Here is a 19,642-nt window from a genome sequence, read left to right on the forward strand (position 1 = left end):
CACCCACTTGGGAAGACCTAGCATGGTTGCTGAAATCGACCACGCTGCCAGTGCTAGTAAAAGGCGTAACACATCCAGATGACGCCATACGACTACAGAGCTTAGGCGTAGCCGGCATTATCGTTTCCACCCACGGCGGACGTGCGCTCGATGGCGGTATGGCCAGTCTCGATGCGCTACCGGCGATACGCCAAGCGGTCGGCCCAGACTTCACGCTTTTGCTCGATAGTGGCGTGCGCAGCGGTACCGACGTATTCAAGGCCATCGCCCTAGGCGCCAACGCCGTGATGATTGGCCGTCCCTATATTTATGCTTTAGCCACCGCCGGAGCGCTAGGCGTTGCGCATCTCTTGCGCATACTTCGCGATGAGCTAGAGATCACCATGGCGCAGGCCGGTTGTCTGCACATCAACGACATCGGCCCACACACATTATTTAGCCCGAGCCATCTATGCTGATTATTTCCGATCTACTCGATGCCTCTGAAGTTGCCGCTTACCGCGAAGCCTTAACGAGGGCGCAATGGCAAGACGGTCTAGCAACGGCCGGCAGCGTTTCGCAAAGTGTTAAGCAAAATGAGCAGGTGGCTAGTCAATGCGAGCTTGGCCAAGCCTTAGCCGATAAGTTGCGCCAGCGCCTAAGCCAGCATCCTTTGTTTATTTCAGCTGCTTTGCCGCAGAGCATTTTACGGCCACGCTTTAATCGCTATCGCAATAATGGCCATTACGGTCTGCACATCGATAGCGCCATCATGGCCAGCGACGATGGCAAAGGCCTGTTTCGCAGCGACTTATCCGCGACATTATTTCTCAGTGACCCCGATAGCTACAGCGGTGGTGAGCTCAGCATTGATACTGGCTTTGGCGTGCAAGAAGTAAAGCTGCCAGCGGGCTCGCTAGTGCTGTATGCCACGAGCCGATGGCATCAGGTCGAGCCAGTAACGGCGGGTGAACGCGTCGCTGCTATCTGCTGGATACAAAGTTTGGTGGCCGCCGATACTCAGCGCGAATTGCTCTTTGATCTAGATCAAAGCATTCAGCATCTGCAACAATTAGCCGAGGCGAGGGCAGAGCATCGCCAACTCACTGGCGTCTACAACAACCTGCTACGGCAATGGGCAATCACTTAATTAACGATATTGATTCTCATTTGATTGATTCGTTCCACAAATCTCACTATTATCGCGCCCATGAATTCAGCCTCACACACGCATGCATCACCATGGCAGACCCTGCGCCAGCCCGAGTCTTTATCATTGCTATTGGTCATTGGTCTGCATGTGCTGGTGTTGCTAGCCGTATTTCAATGGCGATCGACTAATACGCCGCCGGTTATCGATGTCTTATCGATCCAAATGCTGCGTGCCAGCCCGCCAGTGGAGGCGCCAGTCAAGCCGACGCCAACGCCGCCTAAGCCAACGCCCGTGCAAAAACAGCCGCCTAAGCCAGTAGTAAAGCGTGTCGTGAGCCCCGAGCCAATTGCGGCACCGAAGCCAGAGCCAAAACCTGTGGTCGTTGAGCAGCCAACGCCAGTGGAAACTCCACCTAAGCCGATTAAAGAAGAACCGGCACTTGCGCCTGCCGTGGTACCGCCACGATTTGATGCAGCGTATTTAAATAATCCAACGCCGAGCTATCCGGCGTTATCTCGTCGTAATGGCGAAACCGGCCGCGTCATGCTGCGCGTTCAAGTCGGCGCCGATGGCCTGCCCAAAAACATCACGATTGCTGAAAGCAGTCTATTTCCACGCTTAGATGAAGCCGCTCTCGCTGCGGTGAAGCGCTGGCGTTTCGTGCCAGCAAAACAAGGTGACCAAGCCATTACTGAATGGGTTTTGGTGCCACTGAATTTTAAATTAACCCGTTAACCGGAGTTACTCATGGGTTTTACTAACTTTATCCAACAGGCCGATGCCGTCGCCTTGTTCATCCTTGCCACACTGCTGATTATGTCGGTCGGCAGCTGGTATTACATCGCCATCAAGGGCTGGCGTTATTCGCAGACTAGCAAGCTATCGCGCGAGTTTTTACATACTTTTTGGGCCGCGCCTAACTTAGAAGCTGTCGCTCAGCGCATTCGTAGCACTGGCATCAGCGATCCATTTTCTCATTTAGTGCATCACGGCTTTACTGCTATTGAGCAGCATCGTTCGCGCAATGGTAATTCGCTGATCGAAGCCGGCAGCGCCGAAGACTTCCTCACGCGCTCACTCAAGCGTGCCATCGATCAAGATAAAGCTCGCCTAGAGGGCGGCTTAACTTTTCTGGCAACGGTCGCTTCAAGCGCGCCATTTGTTGGCCTATTTGGCACAGTCTGGGGTATTTATCATGCGCTAATGGTCATTGGCATGTCCGGCCAAAGCGGCCTGGATAAAGTGGCAGGCCCAATTGGTGAGGCACTGATCATGACTGGCTTAGGTCTAGCCGTGGCGATCCCAAGCGCCGTTGCCTACAACGTTTTTGTTCGTCTCAACCGCAACACCATGGTTCAGCTCAACTCATTCGCACACGATGTCTTTGCGTTCCTTTCAACAGGCCTAGTTTGCAACTCCATGCCTGCTGAAGTGAAACGCGTTACCCCATTTAAAAAGACCAACGAGGCCTCCTAATGGCATTTGGCTCATTTGAACAAGGCGATGAGATTGAGGCGAATGCCGAGATCAATATGGTGCCATTTATTGACGTGATGCTGGTTTTATTGATCATTTTTATGATTACTGCGCCGCTTATGTCGCATGCTGTGAAGGTGAACTTGCCGCAAGCTAGCTCGCAACCATTGGTGACGCCCGCGAAGCCTGTGGATGTTGCGATGACTGCGGCAGGCGCCGTGATGGTCAATGGCAAAGAAGTCACCATGGCTGAACTTCCAGCTTTACTTGGCACGTTTGCAAAAGATACTGAAGTACACTTGCGCGCCGATAAAACCACGCCCTATGAGGCTCTTGCACAAGTGCTTTCCGCCAGTGCAGATGCGGGCTTGGCGAAAGTTGGCTTTGTCACCGAATTACCTAATTAGGACTCATGATGCACGCTGTCATTAAACGTTTTCACGGTTGGATCGGAATCACTGCTGGCCTAGTCATGGCCTTTGTCGCCTTAACTGGCTCGCTAATGGCGTTTCAGCCGCAAATTCTTCGCACCATCAATGCCGAAACCTTAATGGTCAGTGCCGAAGGCGCTCGCCTAAGCCCCGTCGAGCTTATCTCTGCGGTAACGGCAAAATACCCGCAGGCGCAGTGGGCTAACGTTACGGTGGCCGGCCAGGATCAAGCTCCAGCGCTAGCCTTAGTAGCTTTGAGCGCTGATCAGAAGCCTAGCGTTCACTATTTCCACCCCAGTACCGGCGAATTGTTACCAGCTGTTCGTGGCGAAGAGTTTTTTGAGACCGTCGAGCATTTACACCGTGAGCTGCTCTTAGGCGATTTCGGCTCAAATATCACCGGAATTTCGGCTATTTTGCTCTTAGGCATGGTCATTGGGGGCTCGTATTTACGCTGGAAACGACGACCACCTAAGCTGAGTGGCTGGTTTCTCGCACGCCGTGGTTTAAAGGGCCGCGCTCATGCTTTCCAGTGGCATGGAGTGTTGGGTACATGGGCGGCATTACTCTTTGTTTTTTCGGCATCTACGGGTCTATCGTGGTCTTATGAGCCGTATAAAAAAGCGATTTACAGCGCCTTGTCAGTTGAGTACAAGCCAAAACCTGCAAAGACAGCGCCGGCACTTTTCGATGCAGCAAGCTTTCAGCGCTTGATGAGCCCCGCATGGCCAGCCTTTGTTCGTGATGTCGGCGCCTTTGATGAGGCCGTATTTACGCCTAAAGATGCTGATGTTGCAGTAGCGTATTGGCTGCCTGACGCAGCGCATATTCGCGAGAAAAATGATATTCGCTTTAATGCTAAAGGCCAGCGTATTGAGCACAAGCTATTTGCGCAAAAGCCCATGGGCGAGCAGCTCACCTTGTCCTGGAAGATGCTGCATACAGGGCAATACTGGGGTTGGTCAGGCCAGCTCATGTTGCTGCTCAGCAGCTTAAGCTTGGTGGCGATGACGTACTTTGGTTTTAGATTGTTTTTTAAATCATCGAAAAGCTAAATCTAAAGCATAAAAAATGCCCCGTAACTGGGGCATTTTTTATGGCTGACTAATACGCTTAACGCTATGCGTTACGGCGTAAAAACAGCGGTTTCTCATTATCTGCAGAGCCGTGATACACCTCGGAGAAAGTATTCAGGCCGGGGAGAGCGACTTCAGCAGCGGCATCACTAGCCAAAACAAAGGCATCGAAACCCACGCGTTGCTGATAAAACAGCGTGTCTTTAAAAACGTCGCCAATAGCGCGTAACTCGCCACGGAAGCCATAGCGTGTACGCAGCAAATACGCCGTGGAGTAGCCACGGCCATCGGCAAAGCTTGGGAAGCGAATGGCCACGAGGTCGAGCTGCGAGACCACATCGGCAATGCTTTCGGCAAACTCATCGGGCGCTAAAATCACACCTTTACGACCGGCATGAGCTAGTACTTCAGCGCGATGAGTATTGAAGCAGTTCAGCGACAATAAAATATCGCCTTCGGGTAAAACCAGACCAGCTTCATCGCCAATGATTTCAACATAGCTGTCGGGGCTTATTTTCCCGTGCTTAATCAGCGTTGGCATAAACGCGCTCCTTGAATACGGCAATGCCGGCACGGCGATACATGGCCAAAAAGCTTTCGCCTTCTGTGCGCATGTCGAGATAGGTGTTGATGATTTCTTCAACGACATCGGGCATCGCTTCGGCGCTGAATGATGGGCCTAAGATATTGCCGAGGCTGGCATCATGGCCTTGGTTGCCACCTAGTGAGACTTGGTAGAACTCACTGCCTTTTTTATCGACACCCAAGATGCCAATGTGGCCAACATGGTGGTGACCGCAAGCATTCATGCAGCCGGAAATGTTCAGGTTCAATGGGCCAATGTCATATACCGCATCGAGGTCGTCGAAGCGGCGCTGGATCGCATCGGCAATAGGAAGTGATTTGGCATTAGCTAGTGAGCAGAAGTCACCACCTGGGCAGCAAATAATGTCGGTTAAGAAGCCGATATTGGCAGTATCAAAGCCGAGCTTTTTCAATTCGCCGTAGAGTTCAAGCAGATCATCTTGCGCGACATCGGCAAGCACCACGTTTTGTTCGTGGGTGGTGCGAATTTCTGCAAAGCTATAACGCTCAGCTAAATCAGCAATACCATCCATTTGCTCGGCAGTCATATCGCCTGGAGCAACGCCAGTGCGTTTAAGCGACAACGTAACAATGGCATAGCCCGGAATTTTGTGGGCGCTGACGTTGCGGTGCGCCCAGTTATCAAACACTGAGTTTTCTTGACGTGCTTTCAAATAGTCAGCGCTATCACCGCTGTATGCGACATAGTCAGGCTCTGTGAAAAAGCTGGCTAGGCGTGCAAATTCAGTCTCAGGTACCGTCAAAGCTCCACCTTGCAGATGCGCAAACTCAGCTTCGACTTGCTGAGCGAAAACTTCTGGCGAGAGCGCTTTTACTAAGATTTTGATGCGTGCTTTGAATTTATTATCGCGACGGCCATGCAAGTTGTAGACGCGCAAAACCGCATCCAAATAGGCAATTAAGTCTTCGCGCGGTAAAAACTCGCGGATGATGGCGCCGATGATTGGAGTGCGACCCAAGCCGCCACCAACTAAAATACGGTAGCCGATTTCGCCAGCGTCATTGCGAACAATATAAACACCGATGTCGTGCACTTGTGTGGCGGCGCGATCGATCTCGGGCAGGGCGTTCACTGCGACTTTAAATTTGCGCGGCAGAAAGGCGAATTCAGGGTGAAATGTTGACCATTGGCGAATTAATTCGCAAGTTGGCCGTGGATCTTCAATCTCACCAGCAGCGACGCCAGCAAATTGATCCGTCGTGGTGTTACGAATGCAGTTGCCACTGGTTTGGATCGCATGCATCTCAACCGTGGCTAATTCGCCAAGAATGGTCGGCACATCTTCGAGCTTTGGCCAGTTCAGCTGGATATTTTGCCGAGTGCTGACATGGGCATAGCCACGGTCATAGCGGCGTGTGATATCGGCGATTTTGCGAAATTTGTCTGATGACAGCATGCCGTAAGGCACCGCGATACGCAGCATTGGCGCATAACGTTGGATATATAGGCCATTTTGCAAACGCAGAGGGCGGAATTGATCCTCGCTTAAGTCGCCAGCTAAATAGCGCTCAGTTTGATCTTTAAATTGGGCCACGCGATCATCGACAATGCGTTGATCATAAGCATCATAGCGGTACATAGCACACTCACCATTTTAGTCAGTGCGCACTCTAACAGGCTACTTTATATAATTAAATTGAGATTTACTGAGTCTATGTATCAGTATTGCTGCTGAATTTGCTGCTTGTCGGACAATCGACAGTGTGCTGGAGCTAATCCTTGCCTGTGCTAGCATAGCGCCACATTAAATGCGCCGTTGGCGGACATTAACAGAGACACACATGAGCTTTCGAGCCAACGACAGCCTAGCTGAACAAATTGCCCATCATGTTGGCGAGCTCATCATCTCTGGTGAGTTGGTCGAAGGTGAGCGTATTCAGGAAATGCGCATTGCCGGCGAGCTGGATGTCAGTCGTGGCGCAGTTCGTGAAGCACTTTTAATTTTGCAGCGCCGCCATCTGATTACTATCTTCCCGCGTCGTGGAGCGGTGGTGACTGAGCTCAGCCCCGCATCTTTGAAAAGTCTCTATGAGCTGCTGATTCTGCATTACAGCTTGATTGTGCGGCGCATATCCATGCTTTGGCATCAAGCCGATTTGCCACCTTTTATGACCGCATTAGCGGAAATGGAAGAGGCGCTTAGCACGCAAGATATTGAGCGCTTCTATGAGCGTGGCTATGAGTTACTGCGCTTGGCGCAACCATTTGCCGGAAATCCCTACCTCGATGCTATCTTGGCCGACTTGCAGCCTAGCGCACGGCGTGCGGCTTATTTAGCCTTGCAGGTTAGTCGCCGCGAAATGGAAGAGGCTTTTGGCTTTTTAAAGGGCCTGCTCGACGCCATCATGCTGCGCCAGAGCGATAGGGCTGTAGAGTTGTTAGAAGAATATTTGCTACATCAGCGTAATTTAGTGCTGGAATCTTTGCTTCGTGTTAAACAAATTGAAATGGCTTGGGCTCGTCGTCACCGCCGCTAGGAATATTTTATGCGTCTGAAAACCATCAAGCTGGCGGGCTTTAAATCGTTTGTTGACCCGACCAGCGCGCATTTCCCGACCAACCTATCTGCGGTTGTTGGGCCCAATGGCTGCGGCAAATCCAATATTATCGATGCGGTGCGCTGGGTAATGGGTGAAAGCTCAGCTAAACAGTTGCGCGGCGAGTCGATGACTGACGTCATTTTTAATGGCTCTAGCGTGCGCAAACCCGTAGGCCAAGCATCTATTGAGCTAATTTTCGATAACGCCGATAAATCCCTCGGCGGCGAATATGCGCAATACGCCGAAATCTCCATCAAGCGCGTAGTTACCCGTGAGGCGCGCTCAGATTACTTCCTCAATGGCACGCGCTGCCGCCGTAAAGACATCACCGACATCTTCCTAGGCACAGGCTTGGGACCACGCTCCTACGCGATCATCGAGCAGGGCATGATTTCGCGATTAATCGAGTCGAAGCCGGAAGAGTTGCGCGTGTATATCGAAGAGGCCGCGGGCATCTCGAAGTACAAAGAGCGTCGCCGCGAAACTGAAAATCGTATGCGTCACACTCGCGAGAACCTATCGCGCCTCAGCGATATTCGCGATGAGTTGGGCAAGCAGCTGTCGCATTTGGAAAAGCAAGCGCGTGATGCCGAGCGTTATAAAGAATTAAAGGAAGAAGAGCGCCTGCTCCGCGACCAACTTTATGCCTTGCGCTGGCGTGGCCTTGAGAGCCAAGTCACGCAGCAAGAAGCACAGATTCGCGAGTTAGAAACGCGCTTGGAAGCAGCAACCGCCAGCGTGCGTGAGTTTGAAACTGCGATTACGCGAGATCGTGAGCTGCAATTTAGCGTTAGCGATGAGTTTAATCGCGTGCAAAGTCAGTATTACCAACTCGGCAGCGACATAGCACGTTTGCAGCAATCCCAGCGCTATCAGCTCGAGCGCATCAGCGAAATTAACGCCTCAATAAACAGTGTTGAGCAGCAGCGTGAGCAAGCTCAGCAACTATTGGCGACTGACCGCGAAGCGTTAACGCTAGCCGAGTCGGAGCTCATGGAGCTATCGCCGCAGCAGGACCTATTGGAAGCGGAAGCGGAGGCCGCCAATGAGCAAGTTGCTGAAGCTGAGCTGACGCTGAACGAATGGCAGCAGAGCTGGGAGCAATTTCAGCAGCAATCACAAGCACCACGCCAACGCGCTGAAGTTGAGCAGTCACGCATTGCCCATCAAGAGCAGGCCTTGCGCCGCAGCCAAGAGCGCTTAGGGCGACTGGAAGCTGAGCAAGCGGGCTTATCTGGTGGCACTTTGCAGGCGGAGCTCGATGAGCTCAATGAGCAGGCCGCAGAGCATCAGCTCATGGCCGATGAAGCGCAGCAGCGCCTCGATGACACTGTCGAATCTTTGCAGTCGCAACGTGTGGCCTTAGGCGATGCCGGTACACGACTAGATGCCAAGCGCCAAGCCTTGCAGGCACTCTCGGGGCGTGAATCGGCGTTATTGGCGCTGCAAGAGGCGGCTGAAAAAGGCCAGCGCGGCGTTAACTCGTGGCTGCAAGCACATCAAATCGATACCACACCAATTGCTCACGCGCTGCGGGTAACGCCGGGTTGGGAGCGAGCGATTGAGACTGTCTTGGGTGCGCAATTACACACGGTGTCGGTGGGTTCATTAGATCATCTGGCCGATCAGCTTAATGACTTGCCGCAAGGTGTATTGTCGGTTGCTGAGGCCTCGAATGGCGCAGCGCTAACTACTGAAGGCACATTGGCAGCGCAGGTCACAGGGGCTCCGCATTGGTTGCAGCAGGCCTTGAGTCAGGTGCTGACAGCTGAATCGCTGCCGCATGCCTTGGCACAACGCCATCAGTTGGCTGCTACAAGTTCGTTGATCACGCAGGATGGCCTGTGGTTGGGCCAGCATTGGCTGCGCGTGCAAACGCAGGCGCAAGATGCCAGCGCTGGTGAGTTAGCGCGCCGGCGTGAATTGGGTGAATTGGCAGAGCAGCGCGAGCTATTAAGTGCTGAGCTTGATGCCGCGCAAAGCGAACAGCAGCAGTTACGCGAGTCATTGCGTGATGCCGAGGTCAATCGCGAGCAACAGCAGCGCGATGTCACGGCACGCTATCGACAAGTCAGCGATACGCAGGGGCAAATTGGCGCGCGACAAGTACGGCTAGAGCAGTTCATTGCTCGTCGTGACCGCATTTTGCAAGAAATTGATGAGGTCAGCCGGCAAACGCAGATCGACCATGAGTATTTAGCTGAGGCCAGATTAAGCCTGCAAGAAGCCATCGATCTGATGAGCAATGACACTCATCAGCGCGAAGTTTTACTAAGCCAGCGTGAAGGTCTGCGCGATCGGGTTGAACAGGCTCGGCAAATGCAGCGCGATAAGCGCGATGGCCTGCACCGCAGTGCGCTGGCGACACAAACCCTTACCGCACGCTGCCAAGGCTTGCGCGCCGGCCTTGAGCGTGTGAGCTCACAAGTCGATGATCTGCGCGAACGCCGCGAAAGTTTGGCTGAGCAACTGTTAGGCATTAACCAAGCGGCTTCGGAAGACCCGCAAATGCTTGAGGCTTTACTCGAGCAGCATTTGGAAACCGAGGCGCAGTTAGCGCAACTTCGTGACCAAGTTGAGGCCTTGCAAACACAGTTACGCGATGCTGAGGCTGGCCGTGCCCGCGCCGATCAACAGCAGCAAATTGTTCGTGACAGCCTCAATAGCCTGCGCATGGAGTGGCAAAACATCGCTACTCGCCGCGATGCTCAGGCGGATTTATTGAAGGAAGCTCAGGGCGACTTAGCGCAAATGCTCGAACAGTTGCCAGCTCAGGCGAGCGAGCAAGAGTGGCAGTTGTCATTGGAGCGCGTGGGTCAGCGCATTTCGCGATTGGGCGCTATTAACTTGGCAGCAATTGATGAATTTACCAGTTCATCTGAGCGAAAAACCTACTTAGATCAGCAAGATGCCGATCTAATGGAAGCGCTAGAGACATTGGAAAATGCCATCCGCAAAATTGATAAGGAAACTCGCGCCTTGTTTAAGGAGACCTTTGAGAAGGTCAACATTGGCTTGCAGGCGCTGTTTCCGAAAGTCTTTGGCGGCGGCAGTGCCTATTTAGCACTGACTGACGATGATTTGCTCGAGGCCGGCGTGACAATTATGGCGCGCCCACCAGGCAAGAAGAACTCGACAATTCACCTGCTCTCTGGCGGTGAAAAAGCGCTAACGGCGCTGTCGTTGGTGTTTTCGATCTTCCAGCTCAACCCGGCGCCATTCTGTTTATTAGATGAGGTCGACGCGCCGCTAGATGACGCTAACGTGGCTCGTTTTGCTAGATTAGTAGAAGAGATGTCACAGCAGGTCCAGTTCATTTATATTACGCACAATAAAATTGCCATGGAAATGGCCACGCAGCTAATGGGTGTCACGATGCAAGAGCCGGGCGTATCGCGATTAGTCTCGGTCAATGTGGATGAAGCCGCCGCGTTGGCGAATCAATAAGCCAGCATTTCGACGAACCAAATCAACATGAGTGCCACTATGAATACACAATGGGTTCAATATCTTATAGCTGCATTAGTGGTCGCAGTTATTATCTATTTATGGCGCAAGCGAGCCAATCGCTTAAGTTTGCGCATTGAGCGCGTGTCGCCGGAGCGTCTCGACAACACACCTATCGAGCGTAATGAGATCGTTGGCGAAGTTCGCGTGCGTGCGCGTGAGCAAGCCGCGGCGGCGGCATTAGCTGCTGAGCAATCTCGCATTGAGCCGACTATCGATAGAGCACCCGCGGTGGCAGAGGCTGTGGTTAAAGCAGCGCCTGAGGTAGTGCTTGAGCCGATGTCAGAGCCAGTTAGTAGCGAAGTTGAGGCTGCGGTTACTGAGGCTAAGCCCGTGTCAGAAGAGCCAACGGAAGCTGAAGCGCTTACTTTTTACCCTGGCTTTCAAGACGGCACTGGGCCTGCAGCTGCAATCATCGAAAACGAAGAGCCGCCAGTTGCCGCGCTAACTCAAGACGACTTATTTCCAGAAGCAGCGGATGACTCACCTTCACTTGGTGGCATCGACGAATCAGAGCTCGCCTTTGACCGCGTCATCTCTATTCATGTCATGGCGCGTGAAGATGGCATTCCCGGACGATTATTGCTCGAGCATTTGCTGCAATATGGCCTGCGTTACGGCGACATGGCTATTTTTCACCGCCATGAACATCCGACAGGTCAGGGCGCGATCTTGTTTAGCCTCGCACAAGCCATGGAGCCTGGCACTTTCGACATCGACACCTTGTCGCGTGACAACGTGCCTGGCGTGAGCTTATTTCTCGGCTTACCCGGCTATAAATGCCTAGTTGCCTATGACTTGATGATCGATACCGCACGTCGTTTATCCAGCGCTTTGCAGGCCGATATGCTCGATGATCAAGGTCAGATATTAACGGCTGGCAAATTAGCCGATTGGCGTGATGAGGTAGTGGCTATAGAAAGTCGCTCGCCCAGCGCCTAATGTCGGCAACTGCTTCTGTGAAAGTACGCATAGATGATCTGCGCCGCGTGCTGCGCGACCATGCCCATCGCTACTATGTTCTCGATGAACCGAGTCTGCCCGATGGCGAATACGATGCGCTGTATGCCGAGTTACTGGCGCTAGAACAAGCTCACCCCGAACTCATCACGCCCGACTCGCCAAGTCAGCGCGTCGGCGCTGCACCAGATTCAGCCTTCGAAACCATTACACACAGTGTGCCGATGTTATCGCTCGATAACGCTTTGACTGAAGATGAATGGCTGGCCTTTGACCAGCGCGCGCGTGAACGTTTGGGCTGGGATTTGAGCGTCGGCTTACCCTATGTCTGCGAGCCAAAATTCGATGGTCTCGCGGTCAGCCTGCTGTATCGCGATGGTATTTTGGTGCAAGCTGCGACGCGCGGCGATGGCCAATCTGGCGAAAACATTACCGCCAATATTCGCACTATTCGCAGCGTGCCATTGCGCCTAATACAGTCAAAATATGAGCCTAGCTTGCTCGAGGTTCGCGGCGAAGTATTGATGCCACAGCAAGGTTTTGAAGCGCTTAATGCCCATCAGATCGCACGTGGCGACAAGCCTTTTGCAAACCCACGCAACGCCGCGGCTGGCGCATTGCGTCAGCTCGATCCAAGCATCACCGCGCAACGTCCTTTAGATTTTTACGCCTATGCTGTCGCGCAAATTGAAGGCGCTGATTGGCCCAATAGCCATGGCCAAACCCTAAGCTGGTTAGTAAACCTAGGCTTTAAGCAAAGCCATTTGGTCAAGCAAGGTCGCGGCCCAGTTTTTGTGCAGCAGGCATGGCAGTCATTGCTCGATGCTCGTGAGTCATTGCCTTTTGCCATCGATGGCATGGTGGTGAAAGTCGACGACCGCCAGCTCCAGCGCGACTTAGGCTATGTCGCGCGAGCGCCGCGATGGGCGGTGGCTTATAAGTTCCCTGCGCAAGAGGCGAGCACGCTTTTAGAGGCGGTGGATTTTCAAGTTGGCCGTACTGGCGCTTTAACGCCGGTGGCGCGCTTAACACCAGTGTCTGTCGGCGGCGTTATGGTGAGTAATGCCACGCTGCATAATATCGACGAGATCGAGCGTCTAGATTTGCGCATTGGCGATCGTGTGGTGATTTATCGTGCTGGCGATGTCATCCCTAAAGTCATGCGCAGACTCGATGAAAACGACGCCGAGCATGAGCAGCGCCAACGCGTGTCGTTGCCGACGCAATGCCCCGTGTGCCAATCGGCCGTTGTGCGACTTGAAGATGAAGCGGTTGCACGTTGTGGCGCTGGGCTTTTTTGCCCAGCTCAGCGCAAAGAAGTGCTCAAGCATTTCGCCTCACGCCGCGCTATGGACATCGACGGCCTTGGCGACAAATGGATTGAGTTGCTCATTGCCCAAGAGTTAGTGCATAGCAGTGCTGATTTGTATTCGCTGACGCCTGAGCAACTATTAACTTTGCCGCGTATGGCAGAAAAGTCTGCAACCAATCTGCTCAATGCCATCGCGAAGAGTCGAGACACAACACTGGCGCGTTTTCTCTATGCGCTGGGCATTCGTGATGTTGGCGAGACCACGGCCGCGGCTTTGGCGCGCCAATTTGGTCGCTTAGATGCCTTGCTTGCTGCCGATGAAGCCGCGCTTTTAGCCACGCCCGATGTTGGCCCTGTGGTGGCCAGCTCGATACGCCAGTTCCTCTCCGAGCCACACAACCAGCAGATCATTGCGCAGTTACAGGCCGCAGGCGTGAATTGGTCGGATCAAGCCGCCGCGCAAGATTTACCTCAGCCCTTAGCCGGTCAAACTTGGGTGCTAACCGGCACCTTGGCAACTATTGGGCGCGATGAGGCCGGTGATCGTTTGCGTGCACTAGGTGCGAAAGTCAGTGGTAGCGTCTCGAAAAAGACCCATGCCGTGGTTGCTGGTGAGCGTGCTGGCAGCAAGCTCGATGCAGCCAAAGAGCATCAGGTGCAAATCTTAGATGAAACTGCGTTATTAGCACTGCTAGCTGAACATGAGCAGATGTCATGAGGGGCTTAATCGTGGCATGCATCGCCTTAATGTTAGCTGCCTGCGCATCGACATCGCCGCCGAGAAATGCACTTAACGTGTGTTCCGTGTTTGCCGAGAAAAAAGGGTGGCGTGAACCCGCTCGTGATTCGCAAGCGCAGTGGGGCATTCCTGCCTCAGTGTTAATGGCGACGATTTATCATGAGTCGTCATATCGTCATGATGCCCGCCCGCCGAAACGCTATTTATTAGGCTTTATCCCATGGGGTCGCGCCTCTTCGGCCTATGGCTATGCGCAAGCGCTAGACGGCACGTGGGATGAGTATGTGACTAGGCAAAATCGCTGGTTTGCCAGCCGCGATAATTTCTCTGACGCTATCGATTTCGTTGGTTGGTATCACTACGGCACGCGCATGGAGCTGGGCATTCAAGCAGGCGATATGCGCAATCTGTATTTGGCTTACCACGAAGGTCGCGCCGGTTTTGCGCGCAATAACTATCTGCGTAAACCGTGGCTAATGGCCTACGCCGATCGCGTTAAAAGCACTGAGCAGAATTACCGTGCGCAGCTAGCTTCGTGCGCGGCGTGGCGTCCATAAGCGCCCACGCTGCCAATCCCGCCAAATAAACCGATCTGGTGCTAGCTGCTTGGCTATAAAATCTGGCCACGGCGAGGGCGTGTTCGATATGCCATTGGCAATGATTTCCGCAGCTACCCAAGCCTGCGTATAGCCTTTGGCACCGTGGCCTATGCTGACATAGAGCGGCGGTAGATCAGGCGTTGCGAGTTCAGGTCGATGTTTTCGTGGCGGATACGCAGTTAATACATGTAGCAGCGATGGATCATGACGGCCAGCCATTGGTGAGAAGTCGGGCGTTTGCCAACGCAGGCTAGCGCGGCCTTGCCAGTCATCAAATGGCGGCAGACTTTCTGCCACACTCGGCACGCTTTTGCCTAACTCATTGGCATTAAATTGATGATCTTGGCGACGAATATCCGTTTGTAAGTCCATCGGCGAAAAAGTCGCGCCGACGCAGTGATTGCCATTATCGCTAGGCGTTAAATACCCGCCATAACAAAGTGTGGTGCGCAGCGGAAATGCTGTTGGAAATTGCGAGATTTGCCCACGCACAGGGCGCAAGGGCAGGCCATCGGTGAGCGAAATTGCTGAGCCACCGGCGTAGGCCAATACCAGCGCATCGGCAGAAAAGTAACCTTGCGTACTGCTAATGCGCCATCGCGAATCTAGAGCTTCCGCCCCGCACACACGGGTATTAAACAGCGTGCGAATATTCTCATGCGCCAATAGCGTGCGTAACAGCCCATCCGTGCGAATAAAGCCGGCATCGGGGAACCACAATGCCGAGCGATTTAACGTTACGCCGGCTTGCTCGCTGGCAGCCTCAGCATCTAAGCGCCAAACCTGTTTTTGCCACCATGGATGGCTGGCGTCGACATCTTGCAAGCTGCGCTCTTGATCAAGCCAAAGCACGCCGGTTTGCTGAAAATGCTCTGCAAATGGCGGCTGTTGCAGCAGCGCCAAAGTATGCAAATAGGCCAATGACTGCAGATGGTTAGGCGTTAGCTCAGCATTAACCAGTTTGGGATAAACAATCGCTAAGGGATTACCAGAGCCGCCGGAGCCAGGCTTGCTAGCGGCATCGAGCACAGTGACTCGATAGCCGCGATTAGCCAATACCCATGCGCAACTAGCGCCAGCTATGCCAGCGCCAACAACGACAATGTGCTGCGTCATAAACGCTTCAAAATAAGCGGTTTCAAAATAGAATGCTTATGGCAAGGTGAGCTTAAAAGGCTTAACCGTAACGCGCGCATAAACACCGGCGGCCACATAGGGGTCGCTATCGGCAAACGCCTGCGCATCTACGAGGCTGTCGAACTCTGCAACCACCAAACTGCCAGTGAAACCAGCAGGGCCGGGGTCTGGGCTATCGATGGCCGGCAGTGGCCCAGCAAGAAGTAGGCGGCCTTCATCTTTGAGCGCGTTTAAGCGAGCTAAGTGCGCTGGGCGTGCAGCTTGGCGGCCTGATAAAGAGTCGGGAGTATCTTCACACCAAAGGGCATACCACATTATTGTTCTCCATTTTCCTGAGCCGGCGCTTCAATTATCGCACCACTTTTTACTAGCCAAACGCCTTGCGCAATAACGAAGCCGAAGGTCATTGCCATGCTGCCAAAAAGCTTAAAGTCGACCCAATACTCTGTCCAATACAGCACGACGGCGGCATTAGCAGCAGCGGCGACGAGGAAAAATATCGCCCAAGCCATATTGAGGCCGCGCCATTGCGCTGGGTTTAAGTTCACCGCGTGACCCATCATGCGCTGGATGATTGGTTGTGAGCCCAGCCATTGGCTGCCGAGAAAAACCAGTGCGAGTAAGACGTAGACGCCAGGTGCTTTCCATTGCAGGTATTTTTCATCGTGCAAAATGAGCGTTAACGAGCCCAAGCCTAAGGTGGCGGCGACGGTGATCCATTGGCTGGTTTCTAAGCGCCGCTGTTGCCACCACATATAGCCGTAGATGACCACGACAGCGACCATTAACACGCCGGCGGCGACAAACACGCCTTCTAATTTATAAGCGATAAAAAACAAGATGATGGGTAGGAAATCCAACAAGGCTTTCATGACAGCTCCGTCTCGGTGAGTGCCGCAAGCCGCGGCAAACCTGCTAAAGTGCTGCATCTTAAAGCAGCACATGAGCGCCGACCATGCCCGCGATCGATTTACACAGCCATAGCCGCTATTCCGACGGCAGTTTATCGCCTACTGAGTTAGTCGCCTTGGCCGCGAAAGCCGGAGTCAAAGCTTTGGCATTGACCGATCACGACAGTGTTTCGGGTGTGCCAGAGGCGCAAGAAGCTGCGCTCGAGCATGGCATTACTTTGATTCCCGGCGTTGAGATTTCCGCCAGCTGGGGTGTGCATAATGTTCATATTATTGGCCTGCAAGTCGATATTCATCATCCCGTGTTAGTTGCAGGCCTTGCTCAGCAGGCCGGCGCTCGTGCGCGCCGCGCTATCGCTATTGCTGAGCGTTTAGAAGCGCTGGGCATGACCGGCGTATATGAAGGTGTACTGGCGCTCGCGCGTGACCCGGAAAGCATTAGCCGTACACATTTTGGTCAATGGCTATATACAAATGGTCATGTCACTACGGTGCAGCAGGGTTTCGATCGCTATTTAGGCCCGCGCAAACCGGCGTCTGTGCCCATGCCTTGGGCCAGTTTGGAGGATACCGTGTCGTGGATTTTGCAGGCGGGTGGGGTGCCGGTGTTGGCGCATCCCGGCCGTTACCCGCTGTCACGAACCAAAATGCGCGAGATGATGACGGCGTTTCAAGATGCTGGCGGCTTGGCTATTGAGGTAGCCACGGCGACTGAAAAGCCCGATATGGTGCAGTATCTAGCCCAACTCGCGCAGCAACGTGGCTTGGCAGCATCGCAAGGCAGTGATTATCATGGCAAACCGGCGCCGTGGATTGCTTTGGGCCGGTTCCCGAAATTGCCCAAAGGCTGCGAGCCCGTTTGGCAGCGTTGGGGTTGGGCCGCAGATGCCTTTAGTTCAGAACAAGCAGCTCCTCAACTAGTATAAGTATAAGCACCTTAAGGATTTACCCATGACACAGCATTGGCGTATTCACCCAGATAATCCTCAGCCACGCTTACTGAAACAGGCCGCTGATCGCCTCATGGCGGGCGATCTAATTGTCATGGCCACCGATGCCAGCTATGTACTTGCTTGCCGCATTGGCGATAAATCCGCGATGGAGCGCCTGCGCCGCTTGCGTGAGCTCGATGAGTCTCACCATCTAACGCTGATGTGCCGCGATTTATCGGAAATCGGCACTTATGCCAAGGTCGACAACAGCGTATTTCGCCTGCTAAAAGCGCATACGCCAGGACCTTACACTTTTATTTTGCCGGGCACGCGCGAAGTGCCGAAGCGCTTATTGCATCCGAAAAAACAAAGCATCGGTATTCGTGTGCCAGCGCACCCCGTGCCACTTGGGCTATTGGCGTTGCTAGACGAGCCGCTGTTAACCGCAACGTTATTGATGCCCGGCGACTCACTGCCGATGACTGATCCTGATGAGATAGTTGAGCGTCTGGCGCGTCGGGTAGAGGCCATTTTGGATTCAGGACATGGCGGCGTTAGCAGCACATCGGTGATTGATTTCACTACCGATACGCCGGAAGTCATGCGCGAAGGTCTAGGCGATGTCAGCGCCTTTCGCGACTAACAACGGCTAAAAGCTAAAAATGGCGGGTTATTTCGTTAAAATAGCGGCATAATTCGCCAAACCTACCGCTGAGAAGCGGCAAACTCCGAGATAACGCCATGCCAGCTGAGTCCATGACCACAGCCGAAAGCACCAGTAATCAAGTTCCCGAGGTGTCAATGACGCCGCCGGCAGACTTGTTTGCTATTGCAAAGGTGAATGGCGAGGACTACACCAAGCTTCCCGATGACCTCTATATTCCGCCCGATGCCCTACGTGTTTTTCTCGACACTTTCGAGGGGCCACTAGATCTTCTGCTCTATCTTATTCGTGCGCAAAATATCGATATTTTGAATATTCCGGTGGCGCGTATTACCCACCAATATTTGGAATACGTGAATTTGATGCAGGCGGCTAATTTCGATTTAGCTGCTGAATATCTGCTGATGGCAGCTTGGTTGGGCGAAATTAAGTCACGCTTACTGTTGCCGCGGCCCGTCAATGCCGAGGGTGAAGAAGAGGCCGATCCACGAGCTGAGCTTATTCGTCGGTTGCAAGAATATGAGCGCTTCAAGCAAGCCGCTGAGCATATCGATAGCCTACCTTGCGAAGGCCGTGACTTTTTTGTCGCGCAAGCACAAGCGCCGGATTACCAGCGCCCAGTAGAGCCGCCACAGGTTGAGCTACGCGAACTATTATTGGCCTTGCAAGATGTGTTGAGCCGCGCCGATTTAACCGTGTCACACCAAATTTCACGCGAATCGCTGTCTTTGCGCGAACGCATGAGCAATATTTTGGAGCTATTACGAGGTCAACGCTTCGTGCCATTTGTGCAATTATTTAGTGTCAGTGAAGGCCGCTTGGGTGTGGTCGTGTCGTTTATGGCGATCTTGGAATTGGTCAAAGAAGGCTTAATCGACATCGTCCAAGCCGATGCTTTTGCCGATTTGCATGTTCGAGCGCGCATTGGCGAGGCACAAGGTAATGATCTTGATCTTGGCGATGACTCGTCTGAGAGCGATGTAGAGAGGGCATTTGATGAATCCTGATGAACTCAAATCGATTATTGAAGGCGCGTTGTTTGCCGCTGGTCGCGCGTTGAGCATTGAGCAGATTCAAGCTTTGTTCGATGAAGCACATCGGCCAGATGCCGGCAGTATCAAAAGCTTGCTCGATGCCTTGTATGCAGACTATGCCGATCGCGGCGTTGAGCTTAGGCAAGTCGCCTCAGGCTGGCGCTTTCAGGTTCGCCATGATGTTGGCCCGTGGGTAAGCAAGCTCTGGGATGAACGCCCGCAGCGTTATTCCCGTGCGTTGCTAGAGACACTGGCGTTGATTGCCTATCGCCAACCTATCACGCGTTCTGAAATTGAAGATATTCGTGGCGTGTCTGTCAGCACCGCCATTGTAAAAACTCTGCTAGAGCGCGAATGGGTGCGTGTAGCAGGACATAAAGAAGTGCCCGGCCGGCCGGCGTTATTTGCCACCACACGGCACTTTCTTGACGATTTTAATTTAAAAAGCCTAGCGGATTTACCCGCGCTGGCATCGATACGCGATCTCGCCGAGATTGCGGCCGACTTGGAAGCAGCTGCTCATGAGTGAAAAATTACAGAAAGTTCTCGCCCGTTCTGGCTTAGGCTCACGCCGGCATATGGAAC

20 protein-coding genes are annotated in these 19,642 nt (G+C 53.3%); 15 read left to right on the top strand and 5 right to left on the bottom strand.

Going from position 1 to position 19,642, the window contains the following annotated elements; all coding sequences use genetic code 11:
• From AC3DKE_RS03035 to AC3DKE_RS03060, 6 genes are all read left to right on the top strand, one after another.
• Positions 1-458, top strand: a 458-nt coding sequence (locus AC3DKE_RS03035) for an alpha-hydroxy-acid oxidizing protein (protein ID WP_487990049.1), incomplete at its 5' end; no start/stop codon positions are given.
• Entirely contained in the window at positions 452-1,129 is a 678-nt protein-coding gene (locus tag AC3DKE_RS03040) for a Fe2+-dependent dioxygenase (RefSeq protein ID WP_487990050.1), read from the top strand. The genes AC3DKE_RS03035 and AC3DKE_RS03040, both read left to right, overlap by 7 nt.
• A gap of 60 nt (positions 1,130-1,189) precedes the next feature.
• Complete coding sequence (locus AC3DKE_RS03045) at positions 1,190-1,867, top strand: energy transducer TonB (protein WP_487990051.1); 678 nt, start codon at positions 1,190-1,192, stop codon at positions 1,865-1,867.
• A 12-nt stretch (positions 1,868-1,879) separates the two neighbouring features.
• The gene (locus AC3DKE_RS03050) at positions 1,880-2,608 is read left to right on the top strand and encodes a MotA/TolQ/ExbB proton channel family protein (protein WP_340674733.1); all 729 of its coding nucleotides are present in this window, start codon (positions 1,880-1,882) and stop codon (positions 2,606-2,608) included.
• Positions 2,608-3,015 carry an ExbD/TolR family protein gene (locus tag AC3DKE_RS03055; RefSeq protein WP_379069480.1) on the top strand — a complete coding sequence of 136 codons (408 nt, stop codon included), beginning with the start codon at positions 2,608-2,610 and terminating at the stop codon, positions 3,013-3,015. The genes AC3DKE_RS03050 and AC3DKE_RS03055 overlap by 1 nt, the downstream gene beginning before the upstream one ends.
• 8 nt (positions 3,016-3,023) lie before the next feature.
• The gene (locus tag AC3DKE_RS03060; RefSeq protein WP_340674731.1) at positions 3,024-4,094 is read left to right on the top strand and encodes a PepSY-associated TM helix domain-containing protein; all 1,071 of its coding nucleotides are present in this window, start codon (positions 3,024-3,026) and stop codon (positions 4,092-4,094) included.
• A 64-nt stretch (positions 4,095-4,158) separates the two neighbouring features.
• Here AC3DKE_RS03060 and AC3DKE_RS03065 read toward each other — a convergent pair whose 3' ends face one another.
• Positions 4,159-4,656, bottom strand: a complete 498-nt coding sequence (locus AC3DKE_RS03065) for a DUF934 domain-containing protein (protein WP_484216694.1) — start codon at positions 4,654-4,656, stop codon at positions 4,159-4,161.
• Positions 4,640-6,301 (bottom strand): nitrite/sulfite reductase, encoded by a 1,662-nt coding sequence (locus tag AC3DKE_RS03070; protein WP_484216695.1) that lies wholly within the window; start codon positions 6,299-6,301, stop codon positions 4,640-4,642. Before AC3DKE_RS03070 ends, AC3DKE_RS03065 begins: the two co-directional genes overlap by 17 nt.
• 202 nt (positions 6,302-6,503) lie before the next feature.
• Here AC3DKE_RS03070 and AC3DKE_RS03075 point away from each other — a divergent pair, with 202 nt between their 5' ends.
• The 5 genes from AC3DKE_RS03075 to AC3DKE_RS03095 are packed head-to-tail and all read left to right on the top strand — an operon-like array spanning position 6,504 to position 14,337.
• Positions 6,504-7,199, top strand: a complete 696-nt coding sequence (locus tag AC3DKE_RS03075; RefSeq protein ID WP_340674728.1) for a GntR family transcriptional regulator — start codon at positions 6,504-6,506, stop codon at positions 7,197-7,199.
• 9 nt (positions 7,200-7,208) lie between these two features.
• Positions 7,209-10,709, top strand: a complete 3,501-nt coding sequence (gene smc / locus AC3DKE_RS03080; RefSeq protein WP_340674727.1) for a chromosome segregation protein SMC — start codon at positions 7,209-7,211, stop codon at positions 10,707-10,709.
• A 39-nt stretch (positions 10,710-10,748) separates the two neighbouring features.
• Positions 10,749-11,711, top strand: a complete 963-nt coding sequence (gene zipA, locus AC3DKE_RS03085; protein ID WP_484217117.1) for a cell division protein ZipA — start codon at positions 10,749-10,751, stop codon at positions 11,709-11,711.
• The gene (ligA, locus tag AC3DKE_RS03090) at positions 11,711-13,759 is read left to right on the top strand and encodes an NAD-dependent DNA ligase LigA (RefSeq protein WP_487990052.1); all 2,049 of its coding nucleotides are present in this window, start codon (positions 11,711-11,713) and stop codon (positions 13,757-13,759) included. Before zipA ends, ligA begins: the two co-directional genes overlap by 1 nt.
• Positions 13,756-14,337 (top strand): transglycosylase SLT domain-containing protein, encoded by a 582-nt coding sequence (locus tag AC3DKE_RS03095; RefSeq protein WP_340674724.1) that lies wholly within the window; start codon positions 13,756-13,758, stop codon positions 14,335-14,337. Before ligA ends, AC3DKE_RS03095 begins: the two co-directional genes overlap by 4 nt.
• On the opposite strand, the gene mnmC1 is transcribed toward AC3DKE_RS03095, so the two are convergent.
• The 3 genes from mnmC1 to ispZ are packed head-to-tail and all read right to left on the bottom strand — an operon-like array spanning position 14,308 to position 16,388.
• Positions 14,308-15,495, bottom strand: coding sequence for an FAD-dependent 5-carboxymethylaminomethyl-2-thiouridine(34) oxidoreductase MnmC1 (mnmC1, locus tag AC3DKE_RS03100; RefSeq protein WP_340674723.1), 1,188 nt, complete (start codon positions 15,493-15,495; stop codon positions 14,308-14,310). The genes AC3DKE_RS03095 and mnmC1 overlap by 30 nt on opposite strands.
• A 36-nt stretch (positions 15,496-15,531) precedes the next feature.
• A complete protein-coding gene (locus tag AC3DKE_RS03105; protein ID WP_340674722.1) occupies positions 15,532-15,831 on the bottom strand; it encodes a YciI family protein in 300 nt (99 codons plus the stop codon).
• Positions 15,831-16,388, bottom strand: a complete 558-nt coding sequence (gene ispZ, locus AC3DKE_RS03110; RefSeq protein ID WP_340674721.1) for a septation protein IspZ — start codon at positions 16,386-16,388, stop codon at positions 15,831-15,833. The genes AC3DKE_RS03105 and ispZ overlap by 1 nt, the downstream gene beginning before the upstream one ends.
• Before the next feature lie 83 nt (positions 16,389-16,471).
• On the opposite strand from ispZ, the gene AC3DKE_RS03115 reads away from it, so the two are divergent.
• The 4 genes from AC3DKE_RS03115 (at position 16,472) to scpB (ending at position 19,586) form a co-directional block, all read left to right on the top strand.
• Entirely contained in the window at positions 16,472-17,353 is an 882-nt protein-coding gene (locus tag AC3DKE_RS03115) for a PHP domain-containing protein (protein WP_340674720.1), read from the top strand.
• 25 nt (positions 17,354-17,378) lie between these two features.
• Positions 17,379-18,002 (top strand): L-threonylcarbamoyladenylate synthase, encoded by a 624-nt coding sequence (locus AC3DKE_RS03120; protein WP_340674719.1) that lies wholly within the window; start codon positions 17,379-17,381, stop codon positions 18,000-18,002.
• Between the two features lie 113 nt (positions 18,003-18,115).
• Positions 18,116-19,030, top strand: a complete 915-nt coding sequence (locus tag AC3DKE_RS03125; RefSeq protein ID WP_411730135.1) for a segregation and condensation protein A — start codon at positions 18,116-18,118, stop codon at positions 19,028-19,030.
• The gene (gene scpB / locus AC3DKE_RS03130) at positions 19,020-19,586 is read left to right on the top strand and encodes an SMC-Scp complex subunit ScpB (protein ID WP_340674717.1); all 567 of its coding nucleotides are present in this window, start codon (positions 19,020-19,022) and stop codon (positions 19,584-19,586) included. Before AC3DKE_RS03125 ends, scpB begins: the two co-directional genes overlap by 11 nt.
• Positions 19,587-19,642 lie beyond the last annotated feature (56 nt).

This window comes from Paraperlucidibaca sp., assembly GCF_982810325.1.